The organism is Klebsiella sp. CN_Kp075 (assembly GCF_040065055.2).
Classification (GTDB): domain Bacteria; phylum Pseudomonadota; class Gammaproteobacteria; order Enterobacterales; family Enterobacteriaceae; genus Klebsiella; species Klebsiella aerogenes.
This window is the reverse complement of sequence record NZ_CM198050.1, coordinates 1,644,476-1,666,130: the sequence shown is the minus strand read 5'-3', so window position 1 is coordinate 1,666,130 and position 21,655 is coordinate 1,644,476. Positions and strand designations below refer to the sequence as shown.

At 56.7% G+C, this 21,655-nt stretch carries 19 protein-coding genes and 1 pseudogene; 7 read left to right on the top strand and 13 right to left on the bottom strand.

What is annotated here, in order from left to right:
- The first annotated feature begins 102 nt into the window (after window positions 1-102).
- The gene (locus tag ABLV78_RS07960) at window positions 103-567 is read left to right on the top strand and encodes a YehR family lipoprotein (protein WP_047044866.1); all 465 of its coding nucleotides are present in this window, start codon (window positions 103-105) and stop codon (window positions 565-567) included.
- Between the two features lie 43 nt (window positions 568-610).
- On the opposite strand, the gene ABLV78_RS07955 is transcribed toward ABLV78_RS07960, so the two are convergent.
- Genes ABLV78_RS07955 through ABLV78_RS07945 form a run of 3 tightly spaced genes read right to left on the bottom strand, consistent with a single transcriptional unit; the run spans window position 611 to window position 3,533 of the window.
- A complete protein-coding gene (locus tag ABLV78_RS07955) occupies window positions 611-1,078 on the bottom strand; it encodes a YehS family protein (RefSeq protein ID WP_015706088.1) in 468 nt (155 codons plus the stop codon).
- A 53-nt stretch (window positions 1,079-1,131) separates the two neighbouring features.
- Entirely contained in the window at window positions 1,132-1,851 is a 720-nt protein-coding gene (btsR, locus tag ABLV78_RS07950) for a two-component system response regulator BtsR (RefSeq protein ID WP_045391229.1), read from the bottom strand.
- Complete coding sequence (locus ABLV78_RS07945) at window positions 1,845-3,533, bottom strand: sensor histidine kinase (protein WP_045391232.1); 1,689 nt, start codon at window positions 3,531-3,533, stop codon at window positions 1,845-1,847. Before ABLV78_RS07945 ends, btsR begins: the two co-directional genes overlap by 7 nt.
- 199 nt (window positions 3,534-3,732) lie before the next feature.
- Between ABLV78_RS07945 and ABLV78_RS07940 the strand changes: the two genes are divergently transcribed.
- Window positions 3,733-4,464, top strand: coding sequence for a MerR family transcriptional regulator (locus tag ABLV78_RS07940; RefSeq protein WP_047044868.1), 732 nt, complete (start codon window positions 3,733-3,735; stop codon window positions 4,462-4,464).
- Window positions 4,465-4,523: 59 nt separating this feature from the next.
- Window positions 4,524-4,637: a protein YohO gene (locus ABLV78_RS07935; protein WP_015365743.1), complete on the top strand. Its 114-nt coding sequence runs from the start codon at window positions 4,524-4,526 to the stop codon at window positions 4,635-4,637.
- On the opposite strand, the gene ABLV78_RS07930 is transcribed toward ABLV78_RS07935, so the two are convergent.
- From ABLV78_RS07930 to bglX, 5 genes are all read right to left on the bottom strand, one after another.
- Window positions 4,612-5,349 (bottom strand): ABC transporter permease, encoded by a 738-nt coding sequence (locus ABLV78_RS07930; RefSeq protein ID WP_047044871.1) that lies wholly within the window; start codon window positions 5,347-5,349, stop codon window positions 4,612-4,614. The two genes, ABLV78_RS07935 and ABLV78_RS07930, sit on opposite strands and share 26 nt — an antisense overlap.
- Complete coding sequence (locus ABLV78_RS07925) at window positions 5,346-6,281, bottom strand: ABC transporter ATP-binding protein (protein WP_047044874.1); 936 nt, start codon at window positions 6,279-6,281, stop codon at window positions 5,346-5,348. Before ABLV78_RS07925 ends, ABLV78_RS07930 begins: the two co-directional genes overlap by 4 nt.
- Entirely contained in the window at window positions 6,274-7,431 is a 1,158-nt protein-coding gene (locus ABLV78_RS07920; protein ID WP_047044876.1) for an ABC transporter permease, read from the bottom strand. Before ABLV78_RS07920 ends, ABLV78_RS07925 begins: the two co-directional genes overlap by 8 nt.
- A 6-nt stretch (window positions 7,432-7,437) precedes the next feature.
- The gene (gene osmF / locus ABLV78_RS07915) at window positions 7,438-8,355 is read right to left on the bottom strand and encodes a glycine betaine ABC transporter substrate-binding protein OsmF (RefSeq protein WP_047044879.1); all 918 of its coding nucleotides are present in this window, start codon (window positions 8,353-8,355) and stop codon (window positions 7,438-7,440) included.
- A 146-nt stretch (window positions 8,356-8,501) separates the two neighbouring features.
- On the bottom strand, window positions 8,502-10,799 hold the full coding sequence (bglX, locus tag ABLV78_RS07910; protein ID WP_072058213.1) for a beta-glucosidase BglX: 2,298 nt from the start codon (window positions 10,797-10,799) through the stop codon (window positions 8,502-8,504).
- 201 nt (window positions 10,800-11,000) lie between these two features.
- Between bglX and dld the strand changes: the two genes are divergently transcribed.
- Together dld and ABLV78_RS07900 are read left to right on the top strand one after the other, a co-directional pair.
- Window positions 11,001-12,734 (top strand): D-lactate dehydrogenase, encoded by a 1,734-nt coding sequence (gene dld / locus ABLV78_RS07905; protein WP_047044882.1) that lies wholly within the window; start codon window positions 11,001-11,003, stop codon window positions 12,732-12,734.
- Window positions 12,735-12,826: 92 nt separating this feature from the next.
- Window positions 12,827-13,381, top strand: a complete 555-nt coding sequence (locus tag ABLV78_RS07900) for a GNAT family N-acetyltransferase (protein WP_015365736.1) — start codon at window positions 12,827-12,829, stop codon at window positions 13,379-13,381.
- A gap of 43 nt (window positions 13,382-13,424) precedes the next feature.
- Here ABLV78_RS07900 and pbpG read toward each other — a convergent pair whose 3' ends face one another.
- Both pbpG and ABLV78_RS07890 read right to left on the bottom strand, forming a co-directional pair.
- Window positions 13,425-14,375 (bottom strand): D-alanyl-D-alanine endopeptidase, encoded by a 951-nt coding sequence (gene pbpG, locus ABLV78_RS07895; RefSeq protein WP_161799877.1) that lies wholly within the window; start codon window positions 14,373-14,375, stop codon window positions 13,425-13,427.
- 174 nt (window positions 14,376-14,549) lie between these two features.
- A complete protein-coding gene (locus ABLV78_RS07890; RefSeq protein WP_045391252.1) occupies window positions 14,550-15,137 on the bottom strand; it encodes a Yip1 family protein in 588 nt (195 codons plus the stop codon).
- A 154-nt stretch (window positions 15,138-15,291) separates the two neighbouring features.
- Here ABLV78_RS07890 and ABLV78_RS07885 point away from each other — a divergent pair, with 154 nt between their 5' ends.
- Entirely contained in the window at window positions 15,292-15,885 is a 594-nt protein-coding gene (locus tag ABLV78_RS07885) for a DedA family protein (protein WP_047044885.1), read from the top strand.
- A 27-nt stretch (window positions 15,886-15,912) separates the two neighbouring features.
- Here the strand turns inward: ABLV78_RS07885 and mdtQ are convergent, their stop codons facing one another.
- Complete coding sequence (gene mdtQ, locus ABLV78_RS07880; RefSeq protein ID WP_047044888.1) at window positions 15,913-17,352, bottom strand: multidrug resistance outer membrane protein MdtQ; 1,440 nt, start codon at window positions 17,350-17,352, stop codon at window positions 15,913-15,915.
- A gap of 124 nt (window positions 17,353-17,476) precedes the next feature.
- Here mdtQ and ABLV78_RS07875 point away from each other — a divergent pair, with 124 nt between their 5' ends.
- Entirely contained in the window at window positions 17,477-18,211 is a 735-nt protein-coding gene (locus ABLV78_RS07875) for a class I SAM-dependent methyltransferase (protein ID WP_047044892.1), read from the top strand.
- A 39-nt stretch (window positions 18,212-18,250) separates the two neighbouring features.
- Here ABLV78_RS07875 and ABLV78_RS07870 read toward each other — a convergent pair whose 3' ends face one another.
- A complete protein-coding gene (locus ABLV78_RS07870) occupies window positions 18,251-19,645 on the bottom strand; it encodes a glycoside hydrolase family 1 protein (protein WP_045391264.1) in 1,395 nt (464 codons plus the stop codon).
- Window positions 19,646-19,660: 15 nt separating this feature from the next.
- Window positions 19,661-21,629 (bottom strand): annotated as a pseudogene (bglF, locus tag ABLV78_RS07865) (PTS beta-glucoside transporter subunit IIABC).
- Window positions 21,630-21,655 lie beyond the last annotated feature (26 nt).

Sequence of the window (21,655 nt, the reverse complement as noted above, 5' to 3'; positions counted from 1 at the left end):
TTCCCTTCACGCCTTCTGTTGCGACAACGCGTAATCGCCATAATAATCATTACTGTCTGCTCCTCTCTGGACGCGCAATACCACTCAACATAGGGAATCGTGATGAAATTTAACCGCAAGATGGCTGGCATGCTGGCCGTATCCGTTCTGCTGGCGGTCCTCGCCGGCTGCGATAATAAAAAAGAAGAGACTAAAACCTTTGCGCTGAATACCAACGGCGTCGAACTTAGCTTTACCTACCACTATGACGGCGACAAAGTGCTGCGTCAGGATGCCGACAATACCATTCCCTATAAATCGATCGGCGCGGAAAATAAAGAACAGGCGCGGGCGATTATCGAGCCGATCAGCAGCGTCTATCGTAATCTGCAGGGCGTTGAGCAGACCATCGACTATAAAGATTCCTACGCGCTTGAACATCTGACCGTGGATTTCAGCAAAGCGAAAATCAGCGAGCTGTGCAAGCTGCCGGGCTCGATGTTCACCGACTGCTCACAGCAGTTTGTTTCGCTATCAGTATCGACTAAGCTGCTGGAATCGCAGGGTTTTGAAGAAGTGAAGAAGTAAAGAGATACAGGGCCCGGGCGCAGGCCCGGGTCAAGTCAGGCGCTTAGCCTTTGGCGTGCTCGCGCTCGGTAAGACCGCGCAGGAAATAGCGCAAAAACTGATCGCCGCATTCACGGTAGTTTTTATGGTCCGGCGCGCGCATCATGGCGGTAATTTCCGGCATCGACACGCGGAATTTTTGCTGAGTCAGGATAGCCAGAATGTCGTCGGTCTTCAGCGAGAAGGCGATACGCAATTTTTTCAGTACGATATTGTTATTCACCCGGCGCTCGACCGCCAGCGGCGGCGCCGACTCATCTTTGCCGCGCTTGTCGTAAATCAGACCGTTGAGGAAATTCGACAGTACGACATCCGGGCAGCGCGCAAACCCTTCTTCGTCTTCTTTTTTCAGCCAGGGTACCAGTTGTTCCGCGCTCACCGGCGCATCCGCCAGCGCAAAGATACGTACCAGACCGTTATTATTCGTTTTCAGGGTGTAGCGCAGGCTACGTAAAATGTCGTTACTGATCATAATGCCTTCATGATGAAAAATGCTGGCGCTAAGTCTACCATGATTCCGCGTTTTTACAGACCAATCGCCTCTTTCAGGCTTTTCAGATAACGACGGCTGACCGGCACCGTTTGCCCGGCGCGCATCAGTAGCTCCGCCTGGCCGTTCTCCTCAAGGCGGATCTCTTTCAAATGCGCCATGTTAACCAAATACTGACGGTGGCAGCGCAGCAGCGGCGTTCGGCTTTCCAGAGTACGCAGAGTCAGCTCGGTAAAACCTTCTTTGCCTTCGCTATCGGTGACGTAAATACCGCTCATTCGGCTGCTCACAAAAGCCACATCCTCCATTTGCAGTAGCCAGATGCGGCTGTGACCGGTGCAGGGAATGTACTTCAGCGCCTGCTGGGCATCCTCCAACAGTGATACATCCTGCAGACTGCGCTCCTGGCGCAGGCGGCCCAGCGTTTTCTCCAGCCGGACGTTCTCAATAGGCTTGAGGAGATAATCGAAAGCGTGCTCTTCAAACGCCTTCACCGCATATTCATCGAAGGCGGTTAAAAAGACGATATAGGGGCGATGTTCAGGATCGAGCATGCCAACCATCTCCAGCCCACTGATACGCGGCATTTGAATATCCAGAAACAGCACGTCGGGACGCAGCTTATGCACCGCGCCAATCGCTTCGACGGCATTGCCGCATTCGCCAACGATTTCTATATCGCTTTGCTCCTCCAGCAGGATGCGCAGGTTTTCCCGCGCCAGCGGCTCATCATCGACGATTAAAACTTTTAGCATGCATTTTCCTCCACAGGCAGTCGCAGCGTGATGCGGGTAAAATGTTCCGCTTCGCAAGCGACGCTAATTCCGCAGTCGGCGCCGAAGCGCGTGCGCAGTCGTCTGTCCACCAGACTCATCCCAAGCCCGCTGGCATTAGGGTTATCACGGTAAAGCCCGGCATTGTCTTCCACATCCAGCTGTAGCCAACGCTCATGCTGACTGGCGCGAATGGTAATTTCGCCCACGCCAAGATGCTGAGAGGTGCCATGCTTGATCGCGTTTTCGACTATCGGCTGTAACGTAAATGCCGGTAGCTGGAGATGCTCAAGCGACGCTGGCACCTGCATGCGTATCTGCAAATTATCCTGGAATCGCGCCTTCTCAATTTGCAGATAGGCATTCACATGTTCAATTTCGTCCGCCAGGGTGACAATCTCCGTTGGTCGCTTCAGATTTTTGCGAAAGAAGGTCGATAAATACTGCACCAGTTGCCCAGCCTGATCGCTATCACGGCGGATCACTGCCTTCAGCGTGTTCAGGGCGTTGAACAGAAAGTGCGGGTTAACCTGCGCGTGCAGCAGTTTAATTTCCGACTGGGTCAGCAACGCTTTCTGTCGTTCATACTGGCCGGCAAGGATCTGCGCCGACAGCAGTTGCGCTATCCCCTCCCCCAACGTGCGGTTAATCGAGCTGAACAAGCGGTTTTTCGCTTCATATAGCTTAATAGTGCCAATAACCCGTTGATTCTCACCGCGCAGCGGAATGACCAGCGTCGAGCCCAGTTTACAGCCAGGATGAATTGAACAACGGTATGGCACTTCGTTGCCGTCGGCATAAACCACTTCGCCGGTATCAATCGCCTTTTGTGTATAGGATGAGGAGATAGGTTTACCTGGCAGATGATGATCGTCGCCGATACCGGTAAACGCCAGCAGCCGATCGCGGTCGGTAATCGCCACGGCGCCGATATCGAGTTCCTGAATCAGCACCTGAGCGACCTTCATACTGTTCTCTTCGTTGAACCCCTGGCGCAGGATCCCCTCGGTGGAGGCCGCCACCTTTAACGCGGTGGCTGAAAAAGCCGAGGTGTATTTCTCAAACATCGCCCGCTTATCCAGCAGAATGCGCATAAACAGCGCGGCGCCGACGGTATTAGTGACCATCATCGGCGCGGCGATACTCTGCACCAGGTGCAACGCATCCTGGAATGGCCGCGCAATGAGCAGGATTATCAGCATCTGTACCAGTTCAGCGAAAAAGGTAATCGCCCCGGCAGTAAGCGGGCTGAACACTTTATCCGGACGTCCGCGTTTGATCAGAATGCTATGCACCAGGCCGCCGAGCAGCCCTTCGACAATGGTCGACACCATACAGCTTAACGCCGTCATTCCGCCCAGCGAATAGCGATGCAAGCCGCCGGTCAACCCCACCAGACCGCCGACCACCGGGCCGCCGAGCAGGCCACCCATCACTGCGCCAATAGCGCGAGTATTAGCAATAGAGTCTTCGATATGCAGACCGAAATAGGTCCCCATAATGCAAAAAATCGAGAAGGTGACATAGCACAGCAGCTTATGCGGTAAACGCACGGTGACCTGCATCAGGGGAATGAACAGCCGCGTTTTACTCATCAGCCAGGCGATAACCAGAAACACGCACATCTGCTGGAGCAGCAGCAATACCAGATCGAACTCGTACATACCCGCCAACCACACAACCTTTGAAAGCGCGTAACATACACTGACCGCTTATAACTTTCTTTGAAGCGATACAAGAAAATGATAAATCATGGTGACGATCACACTTCCCACCGTCTCGCCGGCGCCGTAAAGCGCAAAAAATGAACAATTGATAAACCCCTTCTACAGTTAAATGAGGAGCACACGGCGGGAGGGGAAAATGGCGCTGTATACGATAGGCGAAGTGGCTCAGCTTTGTGATATCAATCCCGTGACGCTGCGAGCCTGGCAGCGACGTTATGAACTCATCAAGCCGCAACGCACCGATGGCGGCCATCGTTTATTCAATGACAGTGAAATCGATCGCATCCGCGAAATTAAGCGCTGGATTGATGCCGGCGTTCAGGTCAGCAAGGTAAAAAACCTGCTGCCCGATCGCGAAGCGGATGTCGAAGACGGCTGGCGCGAACAGCAGGAAATTTTGCTCGGTTTTCTGCAGGAAGGTCATTACCAACGCGTGCGACTATGGCTCAAAGAGCGTAGCCACAGCTATAGCGCACAGATGCTGGTGCATCATCTGCTTAATCCGCTTCGCCACCGCCTGCTAAGCCCTCAGCCGACTTTACTGGCGCTGCGTAGCCTGCTCGATGGTATCTTAATCAACCACATCGCCCAATGTCTCGCCCATGCCTGGAAGCGCCCCGGCCATCACGCGGTGGTGGTGGGCTGGAACACCGATGACACCACTCAATTATGGCTGGAAGGTTGGATCGCCTGCGAGCAGGGCTGGCGGGTGGATATCGTCGCGCACTCGCTTAATCAGATCCGCCCGCAGCTATTTCCTGACAGCACCCTGCTGGTGTGGTGCCCCGCGCCGCCGGGTAGCCCGCAGGCAGCGCAGCTCCGCGAATGGGAACAGCAGGAAAATCTGATCTGGCTAAATAGCAATTAATGTTTCATTAACACCTGCGCTTCACCGTATAATCCCTCCGTTAACAAAAGGAGCCTATCATGAAGCCTGCGAAAATCGCGGTCATTACCCTCTTCTTATGCATGGCCATCGGCGGGATCGGCGGCGTCATGCTGGCAGGTTACTCGTTTATTGTTCGCGGCGGTGTCGGCTGATCCACTGGTTCAGCCGTTCAAAAAAGCGGTCGATTATGATCGCGGCGAGCGCCACCAGCAGCGCCCCTTGCAGCACATAAGCGGTATTAAAGCCGCTGAGGCCGATAATTATCGGCGTGCCGAGGGTGTTGGCGCCCACCGTTGAGGCAATGGTTGCCGTACCAATATTGACGATGGTCGAGGTGCGGATCCCGGCCAGCATCACCGGCGCCGCCAGCGGCAGCTCCACCTTGCACAACCGCTGCCAGCCGCTCATCCCCATCCCCTCGGCAATATTCAATACTCCAGGCGATATCGAACTTAATCCAGCCAGCGTCCCCTGCAGCACGGGCAATATTCCGTATAGCGCCAATGCGATAAGCGCCGGCTGCCAGCCGAAGCCCATCACCGGTACCGCGATCGCCAGTACCGCTACCGGCGGAAATGTCTGTCCCATGGCGGCAATGGTTTCCACCAGTGGACGAAACTCTCGCCCGGCGGGTCGGGTGACGATAATCCCTGCCCCCACGCCGATAACCGTCGCGGCAATGCTTGAGAGCGCCACCAGCCAAAAGTGGGCCAGCGTCAGCGCCAGAAAACTCTCCTGCTGATAAACCGGGCGCGGCAGCTCCGGAAACAGCCAGCTAAACAGCGGCGCGCTGTGGGGCAATACCAGCAGCAGCGCGATAAACAGCGCTACCAGCCACAGTAGCGGATCGCGAAGCGCCTTCACATCGTGCCCCTATCGTGTAGCAGGTCTGAAAAGTGCAACGTACCGCACGCTTCACCCTGTTCATCGACCACCGGCAAAACGTCGCGGCGGTGAGCGACAAACTGCGACAGCGCCTCGCGCAACGTCATCGAGACGTTCAGCGCATCGCCTGCCAGCCGTTCATCCCGCCGCAGGTAATCCCCAACGCCGCGTAGCGAGAGCAGCCGAACGCCCAGTTCGCTACGGCCAAAGAAGGTTTCAACAAAGGCGTTTTTCGGCTGCAGTAGCATCTGCATAGGTTCCCCCTGCTGCACCACTTCGCCGCTGTCCATCAGCACCAGGTGATCCGCCAGGCGTAGCGCTTCGTCGATATCATGGGTGACGAGCACGATCGTGCGCCCAAACAGACGATGAATGCGCAGCATCTCCTGCTGCAGCGCTTGGCGGGTGACCGGATCCAGCGCGCCAAATGGCTCATCCATTAACAGCACCTCCGGGTTGGCTGCCAGCGCCCGCGCCACACCAACGCGCTGCTGCTGGCCGCCGGAAAGCTGATGCGGGTAGCGATCGCGTAGCAGAGGTTCCAGGCCAAGTAACGCCATGAGTTCATCAACCCGCTCGGTAATTTTTCCGCGCGGCCACTTTTGCAGCTGCGGCACGGTGGCGATATTCTGCGCCACCGTCCAGTGTGGAAACAGGCCGATAGACTGAATGGCGTACCCCATACGGCGGCGCAGCGCCAGCAGCGGCTGTCGACGGATATCCTCGCCGGCGAAGCGTATCACTCCACTATCCTGTTCCACGAGTTGATTAATCATCTTCAGAGTGGTCGATTTTCCGGAGCCGGAAGTACCAATCAGCACGGAAAACGCGCCTTCGCGCAGATGCAGATTAAGATCCTTCACCGCCGGCTGTCCGGCGAAGGCCTTGTTCACCCCGGCGAATTCAATCATGCGCCTCTCCTTTTAATAACGCGCCCCACAGTGCAAACACGGCATCCACGACTACCGCCAACGCAATCGTCGGAATGACGCCCAGTAGCACCAAATCCAGCGCGCTGCTGAGGAGCCCCTGAAACACCAAAGCGCCGAAGCCGCCCGCGCCTATCAGCGCCGCCACCACCGCCATACCGACGGTCTGCACGCTGACGACCCGCAGGCTACGCAGCAGAATCGGTAGCGCCAACGGCATTTGGACCTGGCGAAAACGCTGTCCGCCGCTCATTCCCATCGCCATCGCGCTTTCCAGCGCCTCCCGCGGCACCTGCTGTAGTCCGGTCACCACCCCGCGCACCAGCGGCAATAACGCGTACAACACCAGCGCGATCAGCGCCGGCGCCATCCCGGTTCCAGAAATACCTATATTCCCCAACCACGGAAAATGGCGGGTCAAACCGGCGAGCGGCGCGATCAACAAACCGAATAGCGCCACCGAGGGAATAGTTTGAATCACATTAAGGAAGGTAAATACTGGCGCCTGCCAGTGCGGTCGCCGCCAGAGGGCGAAGCCTATCGATAAACCCAATAATAATCCGGGTAGCAACGTCCCGAACAACAACCATAGATGCTGACGCAGCGCGTCATTAAAGACATCCTCGCGGTTAGCATACTCTTTCAGCAAAGAGAGTTGATCGAGGGCCCCATGCCACAGCAGCAGGCACGGTAGCAACCAAAGCTGCGCATTCAGCAGCCAACGCCATAAAGCGTGCGGAGTCAGTCGGCGGATAGTATCGCTGGCAAGCAGCAGGCATAGCGCGAGAGCAAGCCATAATCCGCTGCCAGGAGAGGTACGCGCCAGCGGGGAACCCTGTTGCACTAGCTGTAGCGCGATGTCTCCGGCGCCCCACATTAGTAGTGGCAGGAGCAAATCGGCAATCAGCAGACTTCCTAACAGCGCCAGACGGCCAGGGATCCAGCACAATAACAACAGCAACAGCCCGCCCGCCAGCTGCGCCGCCGCCAGCCACGGCATTTGCGTCCAGAGCCAGCGCGCTTCACCGGAGAGCAGACGATTAGGGGCATAAGTAACAAACGGCAGCGCCGCCACGGCCAACAGCAGTAGCGTGAGCAGCAGCGCCACGCGGTTATAACAACGAATAGTCACCAGTCCTTACTTCAGCAGCCCTTTTTGTTGCAGGTAATCGGCGGCAACGCTCTTCGCGTCACGCCCTTCAACGGCAATACTGGCGTTTAGTTTCTGCAATGTTTTTTCATCGAGGCTAGCGAACACCGGCTCCAGCCACTGCGCCATCTGCGGATACACCTTCAGCACCGCGTCGCGCACAACCGGCGCCGGCGCGTAAATGGGCTGTACGCCTTTTGGATCGCTCAGGGTTTGTAATCCCAGCGCCGCCACCGGCCCATCGGTACCATAGGCCATCGCCGCGTTAACGCCGGAGGTTTGCTGTGCCGCCGCCTTAATGGTCACTGCGGTATCGCCGCCCGCCAGCGACAACAGCTGATTCTGATTAAGCTTAAATCCGTAAGCTTTTTCAAATGCCGGCAGGGCATCGGCGCGCTCGATAAACTCCGCGGAAGCCGCCAGTTTGAAGTCGCCGCCCTTCTGTAGATAGGCGCTAAGATCGGCCAAAGAAGTAAGATGATTTTGCTCTGCCACTTCCTGTCGCACCGCGATAGTCCAGGTATTATTTGCGGGGGCCGGAGTCAGCCAGATCAGCTTGTTTTTGTCCGCGTCCAGCTTCTTAACTTTTTCATAGCCCTGTTTGGCGTTTTTCCACGCCGGGTCATTTTCATCTTTAAAGAAGAAAGCGCCGTTGCCGGTATATTCCGGATAGATATCCAGCTCGCCGGCGGTAATCGCTCCGCGAACCACCGGCGTGGTGCCAAGCTGAACTTTATTGACCGTTTTCACCCCATGGCTTTCCAGCACCTGCAAAATGATATTGCCGAGCAGCGCCCCTTCCGTATCGATTTTCGAGCCCACCTTCACCGGTTCCGCCGCCTGCAGCGGCAGGCTAAGCAGGGCTGCAAGCGCCATTACACCTGACCATTTCATTGCCATCATCATCCCGCTTCCCTCATTTTTATACGCTTCGCTTACAGAAGCTTAAGAGAAAAGCGTAGTCCATTTGGCCATTTAACGAAAAAGAAAAGGCCGATTAATCGGCCTTTCAGGTGTAACACCCGGTTTATCCCTTTTTACAGGGCTCGCGACTACAGCAGCTCAAACTCGCTCTGCTTAACGCGGGCGGAATCTACCCCAATAAAGACGTTAAATTTGCCCGGTTCGGCAACGTATTTCATCTGCTGGTTCCAGAACTTCAGCGCTTCAACATCAATCGGGAAGCTGACAGTTTGCGTCTCGCCCGGCTTGAGATTCACCTTCTTAAAGCCGCGCAGCATTTTCACCGGCCGGCTCATCGACGCGGTCACGTCCTGCAAATAAAGCTGGATCACCGTCGCCCCTTCGCGTTTGCCGGTGTTGGTCACCTGCACGCTGGCGGTCACGCTGCCGTCGCGCGGCATCGTTGGCGCCGACATTTTGACATCGGAAACGCTAAAGGTGGTGTAGCTCAGGCCATAGCCAAATGGATACAGCGGGCCGTTCGCTTGATCGAAATAACGCGAAGTGTATTTATTCGGTTTTTCCGGATTATACGGACGGCCGGTATTCAGATGGCTGTAGTAGGTCGGGATCTGACCCACCGAACGCGGGAAGGACATCGGCAGCTTACCGGACGGGTTGTAATCGCCAAACAACACATCGGCGATCGCATGGCCGCCTTCAGTACCGGCAAACCAGGTCTCCAGCAGAGCATCCGCCTGCTGATCCTCTTTCACCAGCGCCAGCGGACGCCCGTTCATCAGCACCAGCACCAGCGGTTTACCGGTCGCTTTCAGCGCGCTAATCAGATCGCGCTGACTTTGCGGCAGGGTGATATCGGTACGGCTGGAAGCCTCATGCGCCATACCCTGCGCTTCGCCCACCACCGCAACGACCACGTCGGACTGTTTCGCCGCCGCGACGGCCTCATCGATCATCTCCTGCGGCGAACGCGGGTCGACCTGCACCGCTTTCTCATACAGGTTAAGGAAATCGACAATGCCTTTATCGTCGGTAACGTTAGCGCCTTTGGCATAAATCACTTTGCCTTTATCACCCAGCGCCTCTTTGATGCCGGTCAGCACGGTGACCGACTGATCGGCCACGCCCGCCGCCGACCAGCTGCCCATCATGTCGCGCTTGCTATCCGCCAGCGCGCCCACCACCGCGATGGTGCCTGATTTTTTCAGCGGCAGCGTATCGAGACGATTTTTCAGCAGCACCAGGCTTTCTCGCGCTACTTCGCGCGCCTCTTTACGATGCAGACGGCTTTCGGCGTTGGTGTCCTGCGGGTCGGACGCTTTCGGCCCCAGATGGCTGTACGGATCGTTGAACAGCCCCATGTCATACTTGACGTTGAGCACGTGGCGGGTAGCGTCATCCAGTTCAGCCATCGTCACCTTGCCGGATTTCACCAGCCCCGGCAGATATTTGCTGTAGTACTCATCGCTCATGCTCATGTTGATACCGGACTTCAGCGCGACGCGCACCGCGTCTTCCGGGTCGGAGGCGACACCGTGTTTAATCAACTCTTTGATGGCGCCATGGTCGGAAACGGTGATGCCTTTGAAGCCCCACTGGTCGCGCAGGACGTCTTTCAGCAGCCAGGAATCGGAAGTGGCCGGGGTACCGTTGAGCGAGTTTAGCGCCACCATCACCGCGCCGCTGCCGGCATCGAGACCGGCTTTATACGGCGGCATGTAGTCATTGAACAGGCGCTGCGGGCTCATATCGACGGTGTTGTACTCTTTGCCGCCTTCAACCGCGCCGTAGGCGGCGAAGTGTTTAACGCTGGTCATCACCGAATAGCGGTCTGCCGGGCTCTTGCCCTGCATCGATTCCACCATCGCTTTACCCATCATGGTGGTCAGGTAAGTATCCTCGCCAAACCCTTCAGAGGCGCGGCCCCAGCGCGGGTCGCGAGAAACGTCGACCATCGGCGCCCAGGTCATATTAAGACCATCGTCAGCCGCTTCGTAGGCCGAGATACGCCCGACGGTATTCACCGCGTCGAGATTAAAAGAGGAGGCCAGGCCGAGGCTTATCGGGAAGACGGTACGCTGGCCGTGCAGCACATCGTAGGCGAAAAACAGCGGGATCTTCAGGCGGCTTAGCTGCATCACCTGATCCTGCATCACGCGGATATCAGGCCGGGTCACGGTATTAAAAATCGCCCCAACCTGACCGTTTTTGATCATTTCCCGGATCGCTTCTTTCGGGTTATCCGGGCCAACGCTGATTAAGCGCAGCTGACCGATTTTTTCATCGACCGTCATTTTTTTCAGCAGTTCGCTAACAAACGCATCTCGCGCCTCAGGCGTCAGCGGATGGTTACCAAACAGTTCATCGGCCAGCGCGGGTTGCAGCGCCAGGCTCACGGCGACGCCAACAGTACACAACCATTTCATTATTATGTATCCCTCTTTGATTCGGTGCTAATAGCCCAGCGAAAACGCAGCAAAAACCGCAGTTTGCCATATATATAAACAACGCGCCCGTAGAATGCTAAGGTTCTTATCTGATTTATAGAAACATTCATACACCAAATTGTCATACAAAGCGGTATGCTAACAGCGATATAGCTTTCCTGTGCCCACAAGGAGTGAATCATGTCATCTGCAACAACAATAAATAACCCTCCCTTTTTGGCGGAACTGGCGCGGCTGGTTGGCTCCTCGCATCTGTTAACCGATCCGGCGAAAACCCAGCGTTACCGAAAAGGTTTCCGCTCCGGCCACGGCGATGCGCTGGCGGTGGTGTTCCCCGGTACCCTGCTTGAACTATGGCGGGTTCTCAGCGCCTGCGTACAAGCTGACAAAATTATCCTGATGCAGGCGGCGAATACCGGCTTGACCGAAGGCTCCACCCCGAGCGGCAATGATTACGATCGCGAAATCGTCATTATCAGCACGCTGCGTCTGGACAAGCTGCACCTGCTGGATAAGGGCGAGCAGGTGCTGGCCTACCCTGGCACCACCCTCTATTCACTGGAAAAAGCGCTAAAACCGCTGGGCCGCGAACCGCACTCGGTGATCGGCTCTTCCTGCATCGGCGCATCGGTTATCGGCGGTATCTGTAACAATTCCGGCGGATCGCTGGTGCAGCGCGGACCTGCCTATACCGAAATGTCGCTGTTTGCGCAGATTGACGCCGACGGCAAACTGAAATTAGTCAACCATCTGGGAATCGATTTAGGCGCGACGCCGGAACAAATCCTGAGCCGCCTCGACGACGATCGTATCACCGATGCCGACGTGCAACACGATGGCCGCCACGCCCACGATCACGATTACGTCACTCGCGTGCGCGATGTCAACGCCGATACTCCAGCTCGCTATAACGCCGACCCGGACCGCCTGTTCGAATCCTCCGGCTGCGCCGGCAAGCTGGCGGTCTTCGCCGTCCGTCTCGATACTTTTCCAGCGGAAAAACGCCAGCAGGTGTTCTATATCGGTACTAACCAGCCGGAAGTGCTCACCGAGATCCGCCGCCACATCCTCGCTGAATTCAATAATCTGCCGGTGGCCGGCGAATATATGCACCGCGATATTTACGATATCGCCGAAAAATATGGCAAAGATACCTTCCTGATGATCGATAAGCTCGGCACCGACAAAATGCCGTTCTTCTTCACCATGAAGGGGCGTACCGACGCGATGCTGGAAAAGGTCTCCCTGTTCAAGCCGCACTTCACCGACCGCTTTATGCAGAAGCTCGGTCATGCCTTCCCGGCGCACCTGCCGGAGCGTATGAAAACCTGGCGCGATAAGTACGAACATCACCTGCTGCTGAAGATGGCCGGCGACGGCATCGAAGAAGCGCAGAAGTGGCTTACGGAATATTTCCAGCAGGCTGAAGGCAATTTCTTTGTCTGTACCGCGGAAGAAGGCAGCAAGGCATTCCTGCACCGCTTCGCCGCCGCCGGCGCGGCGATCCGCTATCAGGCGGTACATGCCGACGAAGTGGAAGATATTCTGGCGCTGGACATCGCCCTGCGCCGCAATGACACCGACTGGTTCGAACATCTGCCGGCGGAAATCGACAGCCAGCTGGTCTACAAGCTCTACTATGGCCACTTTATGTGTCACGTCTTCCACCAGGATTACATCGTGAAGAAAGGGGTCGACGCGCACGAACTGAAGGAAAAAATGCTGGATCTGTTGAAAGCGCGCGGTGCGCAGTATCCGGCGGAGCACAACGTCGGCCATCTGTATGAAGCGGCGGAGAGTTTAAAGCGCTTCTATCGCCAGAACGATCCCACCAACAGCATGAATCCGGGTATCGGCAAAACCAGCAAACAAAAATACTGGGGCGAGGCGCAGAAGCCGACTGAAGCACAATAATCGTTAACCAGGACTGTTCAGCCGCGGGGCTTCTGTATTACGCTGCATGCCGGAGAAAAAGACTCTCCGGCCAATTAGCTTGAGGAGCCCCCATGTCCGCCAAGGATAAGTTACAAGACGCCGACTTAGAGATCCGCGAAGCGCTGCCCGATGACGCACATGCGATTGCCGCGCTGTACGTCTGGCACGTGCTTAACGGCCGCGCCTCGTTTGAAGAGATCCCGCCTACCGTCGACGAAATGCGCAAGCGAATTAAAACCGTGCGCGATAACGGGCTTCCGTGGCTGGTCGCGCTGTGGCGCGGCACCATTGTCGGCTACTGCTATGCCACCTTTTACCGCCCTCGCCCGGCCTATCGCTATACGCTGGAAGAGTCGATTTACGTCGAGTCCGGTATGGGCGGGCGCGGCATCGGCAGCGCGCTGCTGACGCGCCTCATCGCGCAGTGTGAACAGGGGCCGTGGCGGCAAATGCTGGCGATTATCGGCGACGGCCACAACAACGCCGGCTCGATTGCCATTCATAAGAAATTTGGCTTTACCGTTGCCGGACAGTTGCGCAGCGTCGGCTATAAGATGGGCGACTGGCGCGATACCCTCATTATGCAGCGCCAGCTTGGCGACGGCGACTGGACGTTACCGGAGTGATATTAGAATTCCCGGATTGCGGCGCAATCCGGGGAAGGACAAATTAATCGTTCTGCGCGGTCTGCGTGCCGCCTTTCAGCATCGCTTCCGCCATCTGCGCTTCGCGCTGCTTTTTATAGCTCAATGCGGAGGCCGGAACCGGCATCACCTTGCCGGTTTCAATCCAGGTCCGTAAACGACTGGCGTCGGCAAAATGGGTGTATTTGCCAAACGCGTCCATTACCACCAGCGCCACCGGGCGTTGATTAATCACCGTACGCATAATCAGGCAGTGGCCGGCGGCGTTAGTAAAGCCGGTTTTGGTCAGCTGAATATTCCAGTTATCGCGATACACCAGATGGTTGGTATTGCGGAACGGCAAGGTATAAGCCGGATGCGCAAAGGTGGCGGTATCTTCTTTGGTGGTGCTTAGCTGGCCGATCAGCGGATATTGTTCGCTGGCGATCAGCAGCTTAGTCAGATCGCGCGCCGTGGAGACGTTATGCACCGACAGGCCGGTCGGCTCAACATAGCGTGTATGGGTCATCCCCAGCGCCTGCGCTTTGGCGTTCATCGCGCGGATAAAAGCGTTATAACCGCCAGGATAGTGGTGCGCCAGGCTGGCGGCGGCGCGGTTTTCCGAGGACATCAGCGCCAGCAGCAGCATATTGCGGCGGCTGATTTGGCTGTTAAGACGCACGCGGGAATAGATACCTTTCATCTCCGGCGTCTGGCTGATATCAACGGTCAGCATCTCGTCCAACGGTAAATGCGCATCCAGCACCACCATGGCGGTCATTACTTTGGTGATCGACGCCATCGGGCGCACCAAATCGGGCTGGCTGGCGTAGATGATTTTCTTGGTCGCCAGATCGACGATCATCGCGCTACCGGAAGCGATATCCGGCTGGGAAGCGGCGGTTACCGCGCTGGTTTTTGCTATCGCCTGGGGCGCAAAAGGCACAGCCAGCAGCAAAGTCAGGCTGAGCAAGGAAATTCGAAAATTCGGCATCATGGGCATTCTGAAAAGTATTTTTGCACGCTATTGAACGTACGCCGCGGCGTAAAGTGGGCTACGCCGCTGGCAAACGCCATCATACCGCGTCATAACGCCCTGAGGCCAATAAGAATCGTGAGTAAATGCTGCATTGCCGACATAATTATTCATTTCTGCCGGCAATGCATCTGATTAGAAGAGTCGGTACCCGTAGCCCCACAGCACGACGGTGATCGCCAGCAGCACTTCCAGCACCAGCACCCCGATAGCCAGGGTTGAGCTGGCGAAGCTGAGCCCCTCTTCCTTATTAATACTCAGAAAGGTCGGAATACCCAGATACAGCAGATAACCGGTGTAAAACAGCGCGATGGTGCCTATTAACGCGCACAGCCATACCAGCGGATAGAGCGCCACGATCCCGCTTAAAAACAGCGGCGTCGCGACGTAGCCGGCAAAGACCATACAGCGTTTCAGCGACGGCTGTTGCGGATAGCTCCTGGCCATCCACCAGATCACCCGCCCCATCACCGCCACCCCGGCCAGCATCACGGCATAAAACAGTACCGCTAATACCAACCCGGTCATCAGTGAAAGCTTAATCACCGTGCCGTCGCCGAAGTTCCAGCCGAGCTGCGTCGTACCGATAAAGGCGCAGATAACCGGAACCGCCGCCATCACCAGCACATGGTGGGTATAATGGTGCGAAATGGTTTCATTTTCACTCTTGATCACGCTCATCTCTTGATTAGGATGAGAGAAGAGTCCCCAGACATGGTTCATAGCGTCCCCCTTGTCACGGCTTCGTACAGCACTGATCCAAGTATAATTCACTCTGTAGATTATTTTGTGTACAGCGATAAAAATGCGCTTCAGACCGTTTTAATCATCAGGGTGTATGATTAAGGGACTGGTAATAGTAGGAGTTTATGTTTATATGGATATCAATCACCTGATTTCCCAATACGGCTACGCGGCGCTGGTTATCGGCAGCATCGCAGAAGGTGAAACCATCACCATCCTTGGCGGCGTGGCGGCGCATCAGGGTCTATTGAAGTTTCCTTTGGTGGTCGTTGCCGTAGCCTTAGGCGGCATGATCGGCGATCAGCTACTCTATTTTCTGGGGCGCCAGTTCGGCGGCAAGCTACTGCGTCGCTTCTCGCGGCAGAAGGCGCGGATCCGGAAAGCGCAGCGCCTGATTCAGCGGCATCCCTATCTGTTCGTTATCGGCACCCGCTTTATGTACGGCTTTCGGGTTATCGGCCCGGTCTTGATCGGCGCCAGTCGCTTGCCGCCGAAAATTTTTCTGCCGCTGAATATTTTCGGCGCCATCGTTTGGGCGCTGATTTTTACCACCCTCGGCTACCTTGGCGGCGAGGCGATAGGCCCATGGCTACATCATCTCGATCAGCACATCAAACACTGGGTCTGGCTGATCCTGGTGGTGGCGCTGGTAGTCGGAGCTCATCTGTGGCTGAAACGCCGGGAAGCGAAAAGAAAAGCGGAAGATACAGAGGATGATAATGAATAGCGGCGCCGCGCGCCGCTATTGACGCCGTTATTTCGTCGTCTGGTGATAACCGCCGCCCAGTGCGGAAGTCAGCTGAATGCTGGCGTCCAGCCACTGGCCGTGCAGACGCAGGGCGGTGATTCGCTCCTGTAGCGCAGGTAGCTTCGCCATGCTCACGCGGGAGCCGGGTAAGATTCCCGCATTCATCCGCGCCTGGGCGAGATTGACCACCCGCTGCGCATCTTTCTCCACCTGCTGCTGCTGCTGGTTTTTCTCCATCAGCGTCTCTACCTGGCTTGCGGTTTTCGCCACCTGGTTCACCGCATCGACTACGGCTTTGTTGTATTTAGCGATCGACAGGCCGTTCTGCGCGCTGGCGATATCGAGATTGGCGTTCAACCTGCCGCTATCAAAGATAGGCAGCGTCAGCCCGGCGGTCACGCCCATCTGCTGCGCCGAGTGGCGGAACAGATCGCTTAAATGCAGCGCATCCTGCTGCAGGAACGCCATCAGGTTGATATCCGGATAAAACGCCGCTTTCGCCGCATCAATTTCGCTCAGCGAGGATTCGATATACCAGTGGGCTTCCTGCAGATCCGGACGGCGGGCCAGCAGTTCATAGCCCAGTTCGCTCGGCATCTGCGCGCTGACCGCGGGCAGCGGCGCCGCTCGCAGATTGAGCGACTGGCTCTGGCTGTTGGTTAACGCCATCAGCCGCGCTTCAATCTCTTTCATATTACCCGCCACGTCGGCCAACTGCTGATCGGTTTTGCTGACGTTAATGTCGTTCTCCGCCCCTTCGGCGGAGTTGGTGATGCCACGCTGATAGAGCGCGGTATCGACGCTCACAATATTATTCTGTTCGCTTTTAACCTGCTGCAGCACCGTTTTTACCGCCGCTTCGGTCTGCCACTGCCAGTACAGGCGCGCCACGCTGCTGGCCAGCAGCTCGCGGGTCTGCGCCTGCTCGGCGAGCTGGGCTTTCACTTCGCCGATGCGCGCTTTCACCAGCGCGCGGTTTTTCCCCCACAGGTCCAGATCCCAACCGGCGGTCAGGCCAAAGGTACCGTTGGTATACCAGGGTCCGGTATTGCCGTCGGTGTCGGTGGCGAATGGCCCCATCAGGCCTTCCGCGGACATTTTCTGTCGTTCGATATCGGCGGAGAAATCCATCTCCGGACCGAGATTCGCCTGAGACATTCGCGCCTGCGCTTCGGCCAGCTTGATGCGCTGCGCGGCAATTTGCATATCCGGAGCATTAGCTAACGCGCGCTGAATCAGATTATCCAGTTGGGCATCGTGGTAATCTTTCCACCAGTCGGTATGCGGCCAGCCATTTTTTACGGCGGCGGGCAGATCCATCGAAACGTGAGATGCCGGGGTTTGCTGCTTTAAAGGGCCGCCAATGTCATGCGATGGCGCGCAGCCAGCCAGCGCGATGGCCAGTGGCAGTGCCGCCAGCACGCTTTTGCTCAGTGTAAGATTCATTCTTCAGGTCGGGTTACTTATAAAGGTTGGTCATCATAAATTAATTGAATGACGGTCGTTAAGTAAAGCGTGTGCATTGACAATGAGCCAGCTAAAAATAAACAAAGTTATTATTGGAGTTGCAATGAGTCAGAACATTTATGACGATCCCGGTTTCTTTGCCGGTTACGCCACCCTTGACCGCTCGGTGAAGGGGCTTGACGGCGCGCCGGAGTGGCCGGCAATTCAGCGCCTGCTGCCGGCGTTAGATGGCCTGCGGGTGGTCGATCTCGGCTGCGGATACGGCTGGTTTTGCCGCTGGGCGCAGCAACAGGGAGCAAAACAGATAATCGGTTTCGATCTCTCCAGCCGGATGCTGGAGCGGGCGCGAGAGATGACCACCGGCGAGACTATCGAATATCGCTGCGCCGACCTGCAAACCCTGACGCTGCCTGCGGATAGCTGCGATCTGGTCTACAGTTCGCTGGCGCTGCATTATCTGCCGGACGTCGCGCCGCTGTTCGCTATGCTCTATCAGGCGCTGGTTCCCGGCGGTACGCTGGTCTTTTCCGCCGAACACCCCATCTATACCGCGCCGCTGCAGCAGGGTTGGCAGGTAGATGAACAGGGGCAAAAACGCTGGCCGGTGAGCCACTATCAGCAGGAAGGCGAACGTATCAGCAACTGGTTTGCCGAGGGGGTGATTAAACAGCATCGCAAACTCTCAAGCTGGATTAACGCGCTTATCGCCGCCGGTTTTGTGCTGGAGCAGCTTGATGAGTGGGGCCCGAGCGCCGAGCAAATCGCCGCCCAACCGGCGCTCGAGGAAGAGAAAGAGCGTCCGATGATCTTTTTACTGCGCGCCGGTAAACCGGCTTAAACGGCATGCGGCCCGGAAAAAACCGGGCCGCCGAACAGCTTATTCCTGCAGACTACCGCCGTTGCTGGCAATCACCGCCTGATACCAGGCGAAGCTTTTCTTCTTACGCCGTTCGAGCGTCCCCTGCCCGCGATCGTCACGATCGACATAGATAAAACCGTAGCGCTTTGACATCTCGGCCTTCGACGCGCTAACCAGATCGATTGGCCCCCAGCTGGTAAAGCCCATCAGTTCGACGCCGTCAGCAATGGCTTCGCGCGCCTGCACCAGATGATCGTTGAGATAGCTGATGCGATAGTCATCGTTGATGCTGCCGTCGGCTTCGATTTTATCCTTCGCCCCCAGACCATTTTCAACGATAAATAACGGCTTCTGATAGCGGTCCCACAGTACGTTCAACAGCGTACGCAGCCCCAGCGGGTCTATCTGCCAGCCCCACTCTGAGCTTGCCAGATGCGGGTTCGGCACCATGCTGAGAATGTTGCCGCGCGCCTGCTGGTTCAGCGCTTCATCGGCGGTGACGCAGCCGGTCATATAGTAGCTAAAGGAGATAAAATCGACGGTCTCTTTCAGCGCTTCCCGGTCGTCGTCGGTGATGGTCAGCGTAATATCGTTTTCGCGGAAATAGCGCTGCATGTAGCCCGGATAGGCGCCACGGCACTGCACATCGCCGAAGAACTGCCAGCTGCGGTTTTGCTGCAGCGTTTCAAAGACATCTTCCGGCTTGCAGCTCAGCGGATACATCAACCCGCCGAGCAGCATATTGCCAATTTTCCCTTGCGGTACCAGTTCATGACAGGCTTTGACCGCCAGCGCGCTGGCCACCAGCTGGTGGTGGATAGCCTGATAGACTTCGCCTTTACTGCTACCGGCCGGCAGGCCGACGCCGGTCATTGGCGCATGCAGTGACATATTAATTTCGTTAAAAGTGAGCCACAGCTTGACCTGATTTTTATAGCGACTGAATACCGTCCGGGCGTAGCGCTCGAAAAAGCCAATCACCTCGCGGCTGCCCCAGCCGCCATAGTTTTTCACCAGCGCCCACGGCATTTCGTAATGAGATAGCGTCACCAGCGGAGTGATGTTGTGCGCGGCCATCTCGGCAAACAGTTTGTCGTAGAAGGCCAGCCCGGCTTCGTTCGGCTCGGCGTCATCGCCGTTCGGGAAGATACGCGTCCAGGCGATCGAGACCCGCAGACAGTTGAAGCCCATCTCAGCAAACAGCGCGATATCCTGCGGGTAACGATGGTAAAAATCGATCGCCACATCTTTAATACCGCTGTCGCCGGCGACGCGCTCCACGACGTCGCCGAATACCCCCTGCGGCTGCACGTCGGAGGTGGATAAACCTTTGCCATCTTCCAGATATGCGCCTTCGACCTGATTTGCCGCGGTGGCGCCGCCCCATAAAAAGCCCTGCGGGAATGTTTTCATCGCTCTCTCCTGTGATTAATGGCTAACGGACAACAGCGGCTGGCCGGCATCCACGACGCTCGCGGACACAATCTCAACGCTGCGGTAATCATCGCTGTTGCTGATAATAATCGGGGTCGCCAGGTCGTAACCGGCGTCCAGAATGGCCTGACGATCGAACTCCAGCAGCAGATCGCCGGCCTGAACTTTGTCCCCCTCTTTGACATGGGCGGTAAACGGTACGCCGTCGAGTTTGACGGTATCAATGCCGACGTGGATCAGTAGCTCAATGCCGCTGTCGCTCAGCAGGCCGATAGCGTGTTTAGTCTGAAACAGTGAGGCGACCTCGCCAGAAAACGGGGCAATGACCTTGCCCACCGCCGGAATAATGGCTACGCCTTTGCCCAGCAGGCCGCTGGCGAAGGTGCTATCCGGCACCTGATCGAGGGCCAGCACGCTGCCGGACATCGGCGCCAGAATATCGTTTTCCGCCGCGGGCGCGACGACGACCGCCTGTTCTGCCTGGCTGCGCGGCAAGCCGGCGAAGAAGGTCAATACGCAGGCGAGAATGAAAGCCACGCCGGTGCCAATGAGACCGCCCCACACGCTAAAATCAATGCCGCCGGGCGGGATCATCTGCGCCGGAAAGAAAATGTTCGGCACCCCAAAGGAGTAGGCGTAGCTATTACTGAAGGCGGTAATCGCGCCGCCAATCGCGCCGGCGATACATCCGAAGATAAACGGGCGACGTAACGGCAGCGTCAGGCCATAAATGGCAGGCTCAGTAATGCCAAACAGCCCGGCGGAAAACGCGGAACCTGCCAGCATCCGCTGACGCGAATCGCGCGTGGCCAGCAGTATCCCCAGCACGGCGCCCACCTGGGCTATCACCGCCGGCAGAATGATCGGCAGCATGGAATCATGCCCCAACACGGTCATGTTATTGATCATCAACGGTATCAGCCCCCAGTGCAGGCCGAAGATAACGCATACTTGCCATAGCGCGCCCAGCACTGCGCCTGCCAGCCATGGGGCAAAAACGTAGATAACCTGATAGCCATTGGCAATCATGTGGCTCAGCCAGGTCGCCAGCGGGCCTATCACCAGAAAGGTCAGCGGCACTACCACCGCCAGACAGATTGCCGGGGTAAAAAAGTTCTTCATCGCCGACGGCAGCACCGCGTTACTCTTCCGTTCGAGCCAGCAGCAGACCCAGGAGGCAAGAATAATCGGGATCACCGAGGAGCTATAATTGATATAGGTCACCGGTATACCGAGAAAATGCTCCACGGGCGCCCCCGTCTGACTGGCTTCAAAGGCCTGCATCATTAGCGGGTGGGTTAACGCGCCGCCGATCACCATTGAGATAAACGGGTTGCCGCCAAACTTTTTGCCGGCGGTGTAGCCAAGAAACAGCGGGAAGAAAAAGAACAGCGCGTCGCTGGCGGCAAACCAGATTTTATAGGTCCCCTGCTGCGGCGTGAGCCATCCGCAGGTTAGCGCCAGCGCCAGCAGTCCTTTCAGCAGACCCGTCGCCGCCATCACGCCAATAAAAGGGGTAAAGATGCCGGAGATGATGTCGATCAGCTGACTTAATACCGAGCTTTTCGCCGCTTTCTCCTGCGGCACCGGTTCGCTGTCGTCACTTAACCCCGCCTGCTGGCGCACTGCCAGCCAGACATCGTGGACATGGTTACCGATGACCACCTGAAACTGGCCGCCGCTTTCGACTACCATGATCACACCAGGGTTCGCCTTCAGCCCTTCGGCATCGGCCTTCGCGTTATCTTTCAATTTGAAACGCAGACGTGTCGCGCAGTGAACCAGACTCACAATATTCTCTTTGCCGCCGACGCGGTGAAGAATATCCTGCGCGAGTGCTTTATATTCCATGCTCTTTTCCTTACTGCCGCTGCCCACAGACAACCGGCGACTGAGTAGTAAAAATAAAAAAAACCCGAGAACCACGCCGGTTGGCGTCGCGCTCAGGTTTTGCCTGCATCATGCAGTAACAATCCAGTTTTGTGGGGG

Excerpts from the sequence above, each read along its gene's own strand:
- mdtQ (WP_047044888.1), bottom strand. The coding sequence starts at position 17,352 with ATGAATCTTACACTGAGCAAAAGCGTGCTGGCGGCACTGCCACTGGCC.
- ABLV78_RS07935 (WP_015365743.1), top strand. The coding sequence starts at position 4,524 with ATGAAGCCTGCGAAAATCGCGGTCATTACCCTCTTCTTATGCATGGCC.
- ABLV78_RS07940 (WP_047044868.1), top strand. The coding sequence starts at position 3,733 with ATGGCGCTGTATACGATAGGCGAAGTGGCTCAGCTTTGTGATATCAAT.
- ABLV78_RS07875 (WP_047044892.1), top strand. The coding sequence starts at position 17,477 with ATGAGTCAGAACATTTATGACGATCCCGGTTTCTTTGCCGGTTACGCC.
- pbpG (WP_161799877.1), bottom strand. The coding sequence starts at position 14,375 with ATGATGCCGAATTTTCGAATTTCCTTGCTCAGCCTGACTTTGCTGCTG.
- ABLV78_RS07960 (WP_047044866.1), top strand. The coding sequence starts at position 103 with ATGAAATTTAACCGCAAGATGGCTGGCATGCTGGCCGTATCCGTTCTG.
- dld (WP_047044882.1), top strand. The coding sequence starts at position 11,001 with ATGTCATCTGCAACAACAATAAATAACCCTCCCTTTTTGGCGGAACTG.
- osmF (WP_047044879.1), bottom strand. The coding sequence starts at position 8,355 with ATGATGATGGCAATGAAATGGTCAGGTGTAATGGCGCTTGCAGCCCTG.
- ABLV78_RS07900 (WP_015365736.1), top strand. The coding sequence starts at position 12,827 with ATGTCCGCCAAGGATAAGTTACAAGACGCCGACTTAGAGATCCGCGAA.
- ABLV78_RS07870 (WP_045391264.1), bottom strand. The coding sequence starts at position 19,645 with ATGAAAACATTCCCGCAGGGCTTTTTATGGGGCGGCGCCACCGCGGCA.
- ABLV78_RS07925 (WP_047044874.1), bottom strand. The coding sequence starts at position 6,281 with ATGATTGAATTCGCCGGGGTGAACAAGGCCTTCGCCGGACAGCCGGCG.
- ABLV78_RS07945 (WP_045391232.1), bottom strand. The coding sequence starts at position 3,533 with ATGTACGAGTTCGATCTGGTATTGCTGCTGCTCCAGCAGATGTGCGTG.
- ABLV78_RS07885 (WP_047044885.1), top strand. The coding sequence starts at position 15,292 with ATGGATATCAATCACCTGATTTCCCAATACGGCTACGCGGCGCTGGTT.
- bglX (WP_072058213.1), bottom strand. The coding sequence starts at position 10,799 with ATGAAATGGTTGTGTACTGTTGGCGTCGCCGTGAGCCTGGCGCTGCAA.
- ABLV78_RS07955 (WP_015706088.1), bottom strand. The coding sequence starts at position 1,078 with ATGATCAGTAACGACATTTTACGTAGCCTGCGCTACACCCTGAAAACG.
- btsR (WP_045391229.1), bottom strand. The coding sequence starts at position 1,851 with ATGCTAAAAGTTTTAATCGTCGATGATGAGCCGCTGGCGCGGGAAAAC.
- ABLV78_RS07890 (WP_045391252.1), bottom strand. The coding sequence starts at position 15,137 with ATGAACCATGTCTGGGGACTCTTCTCTCATCCTAATCAAGAGATGAGC.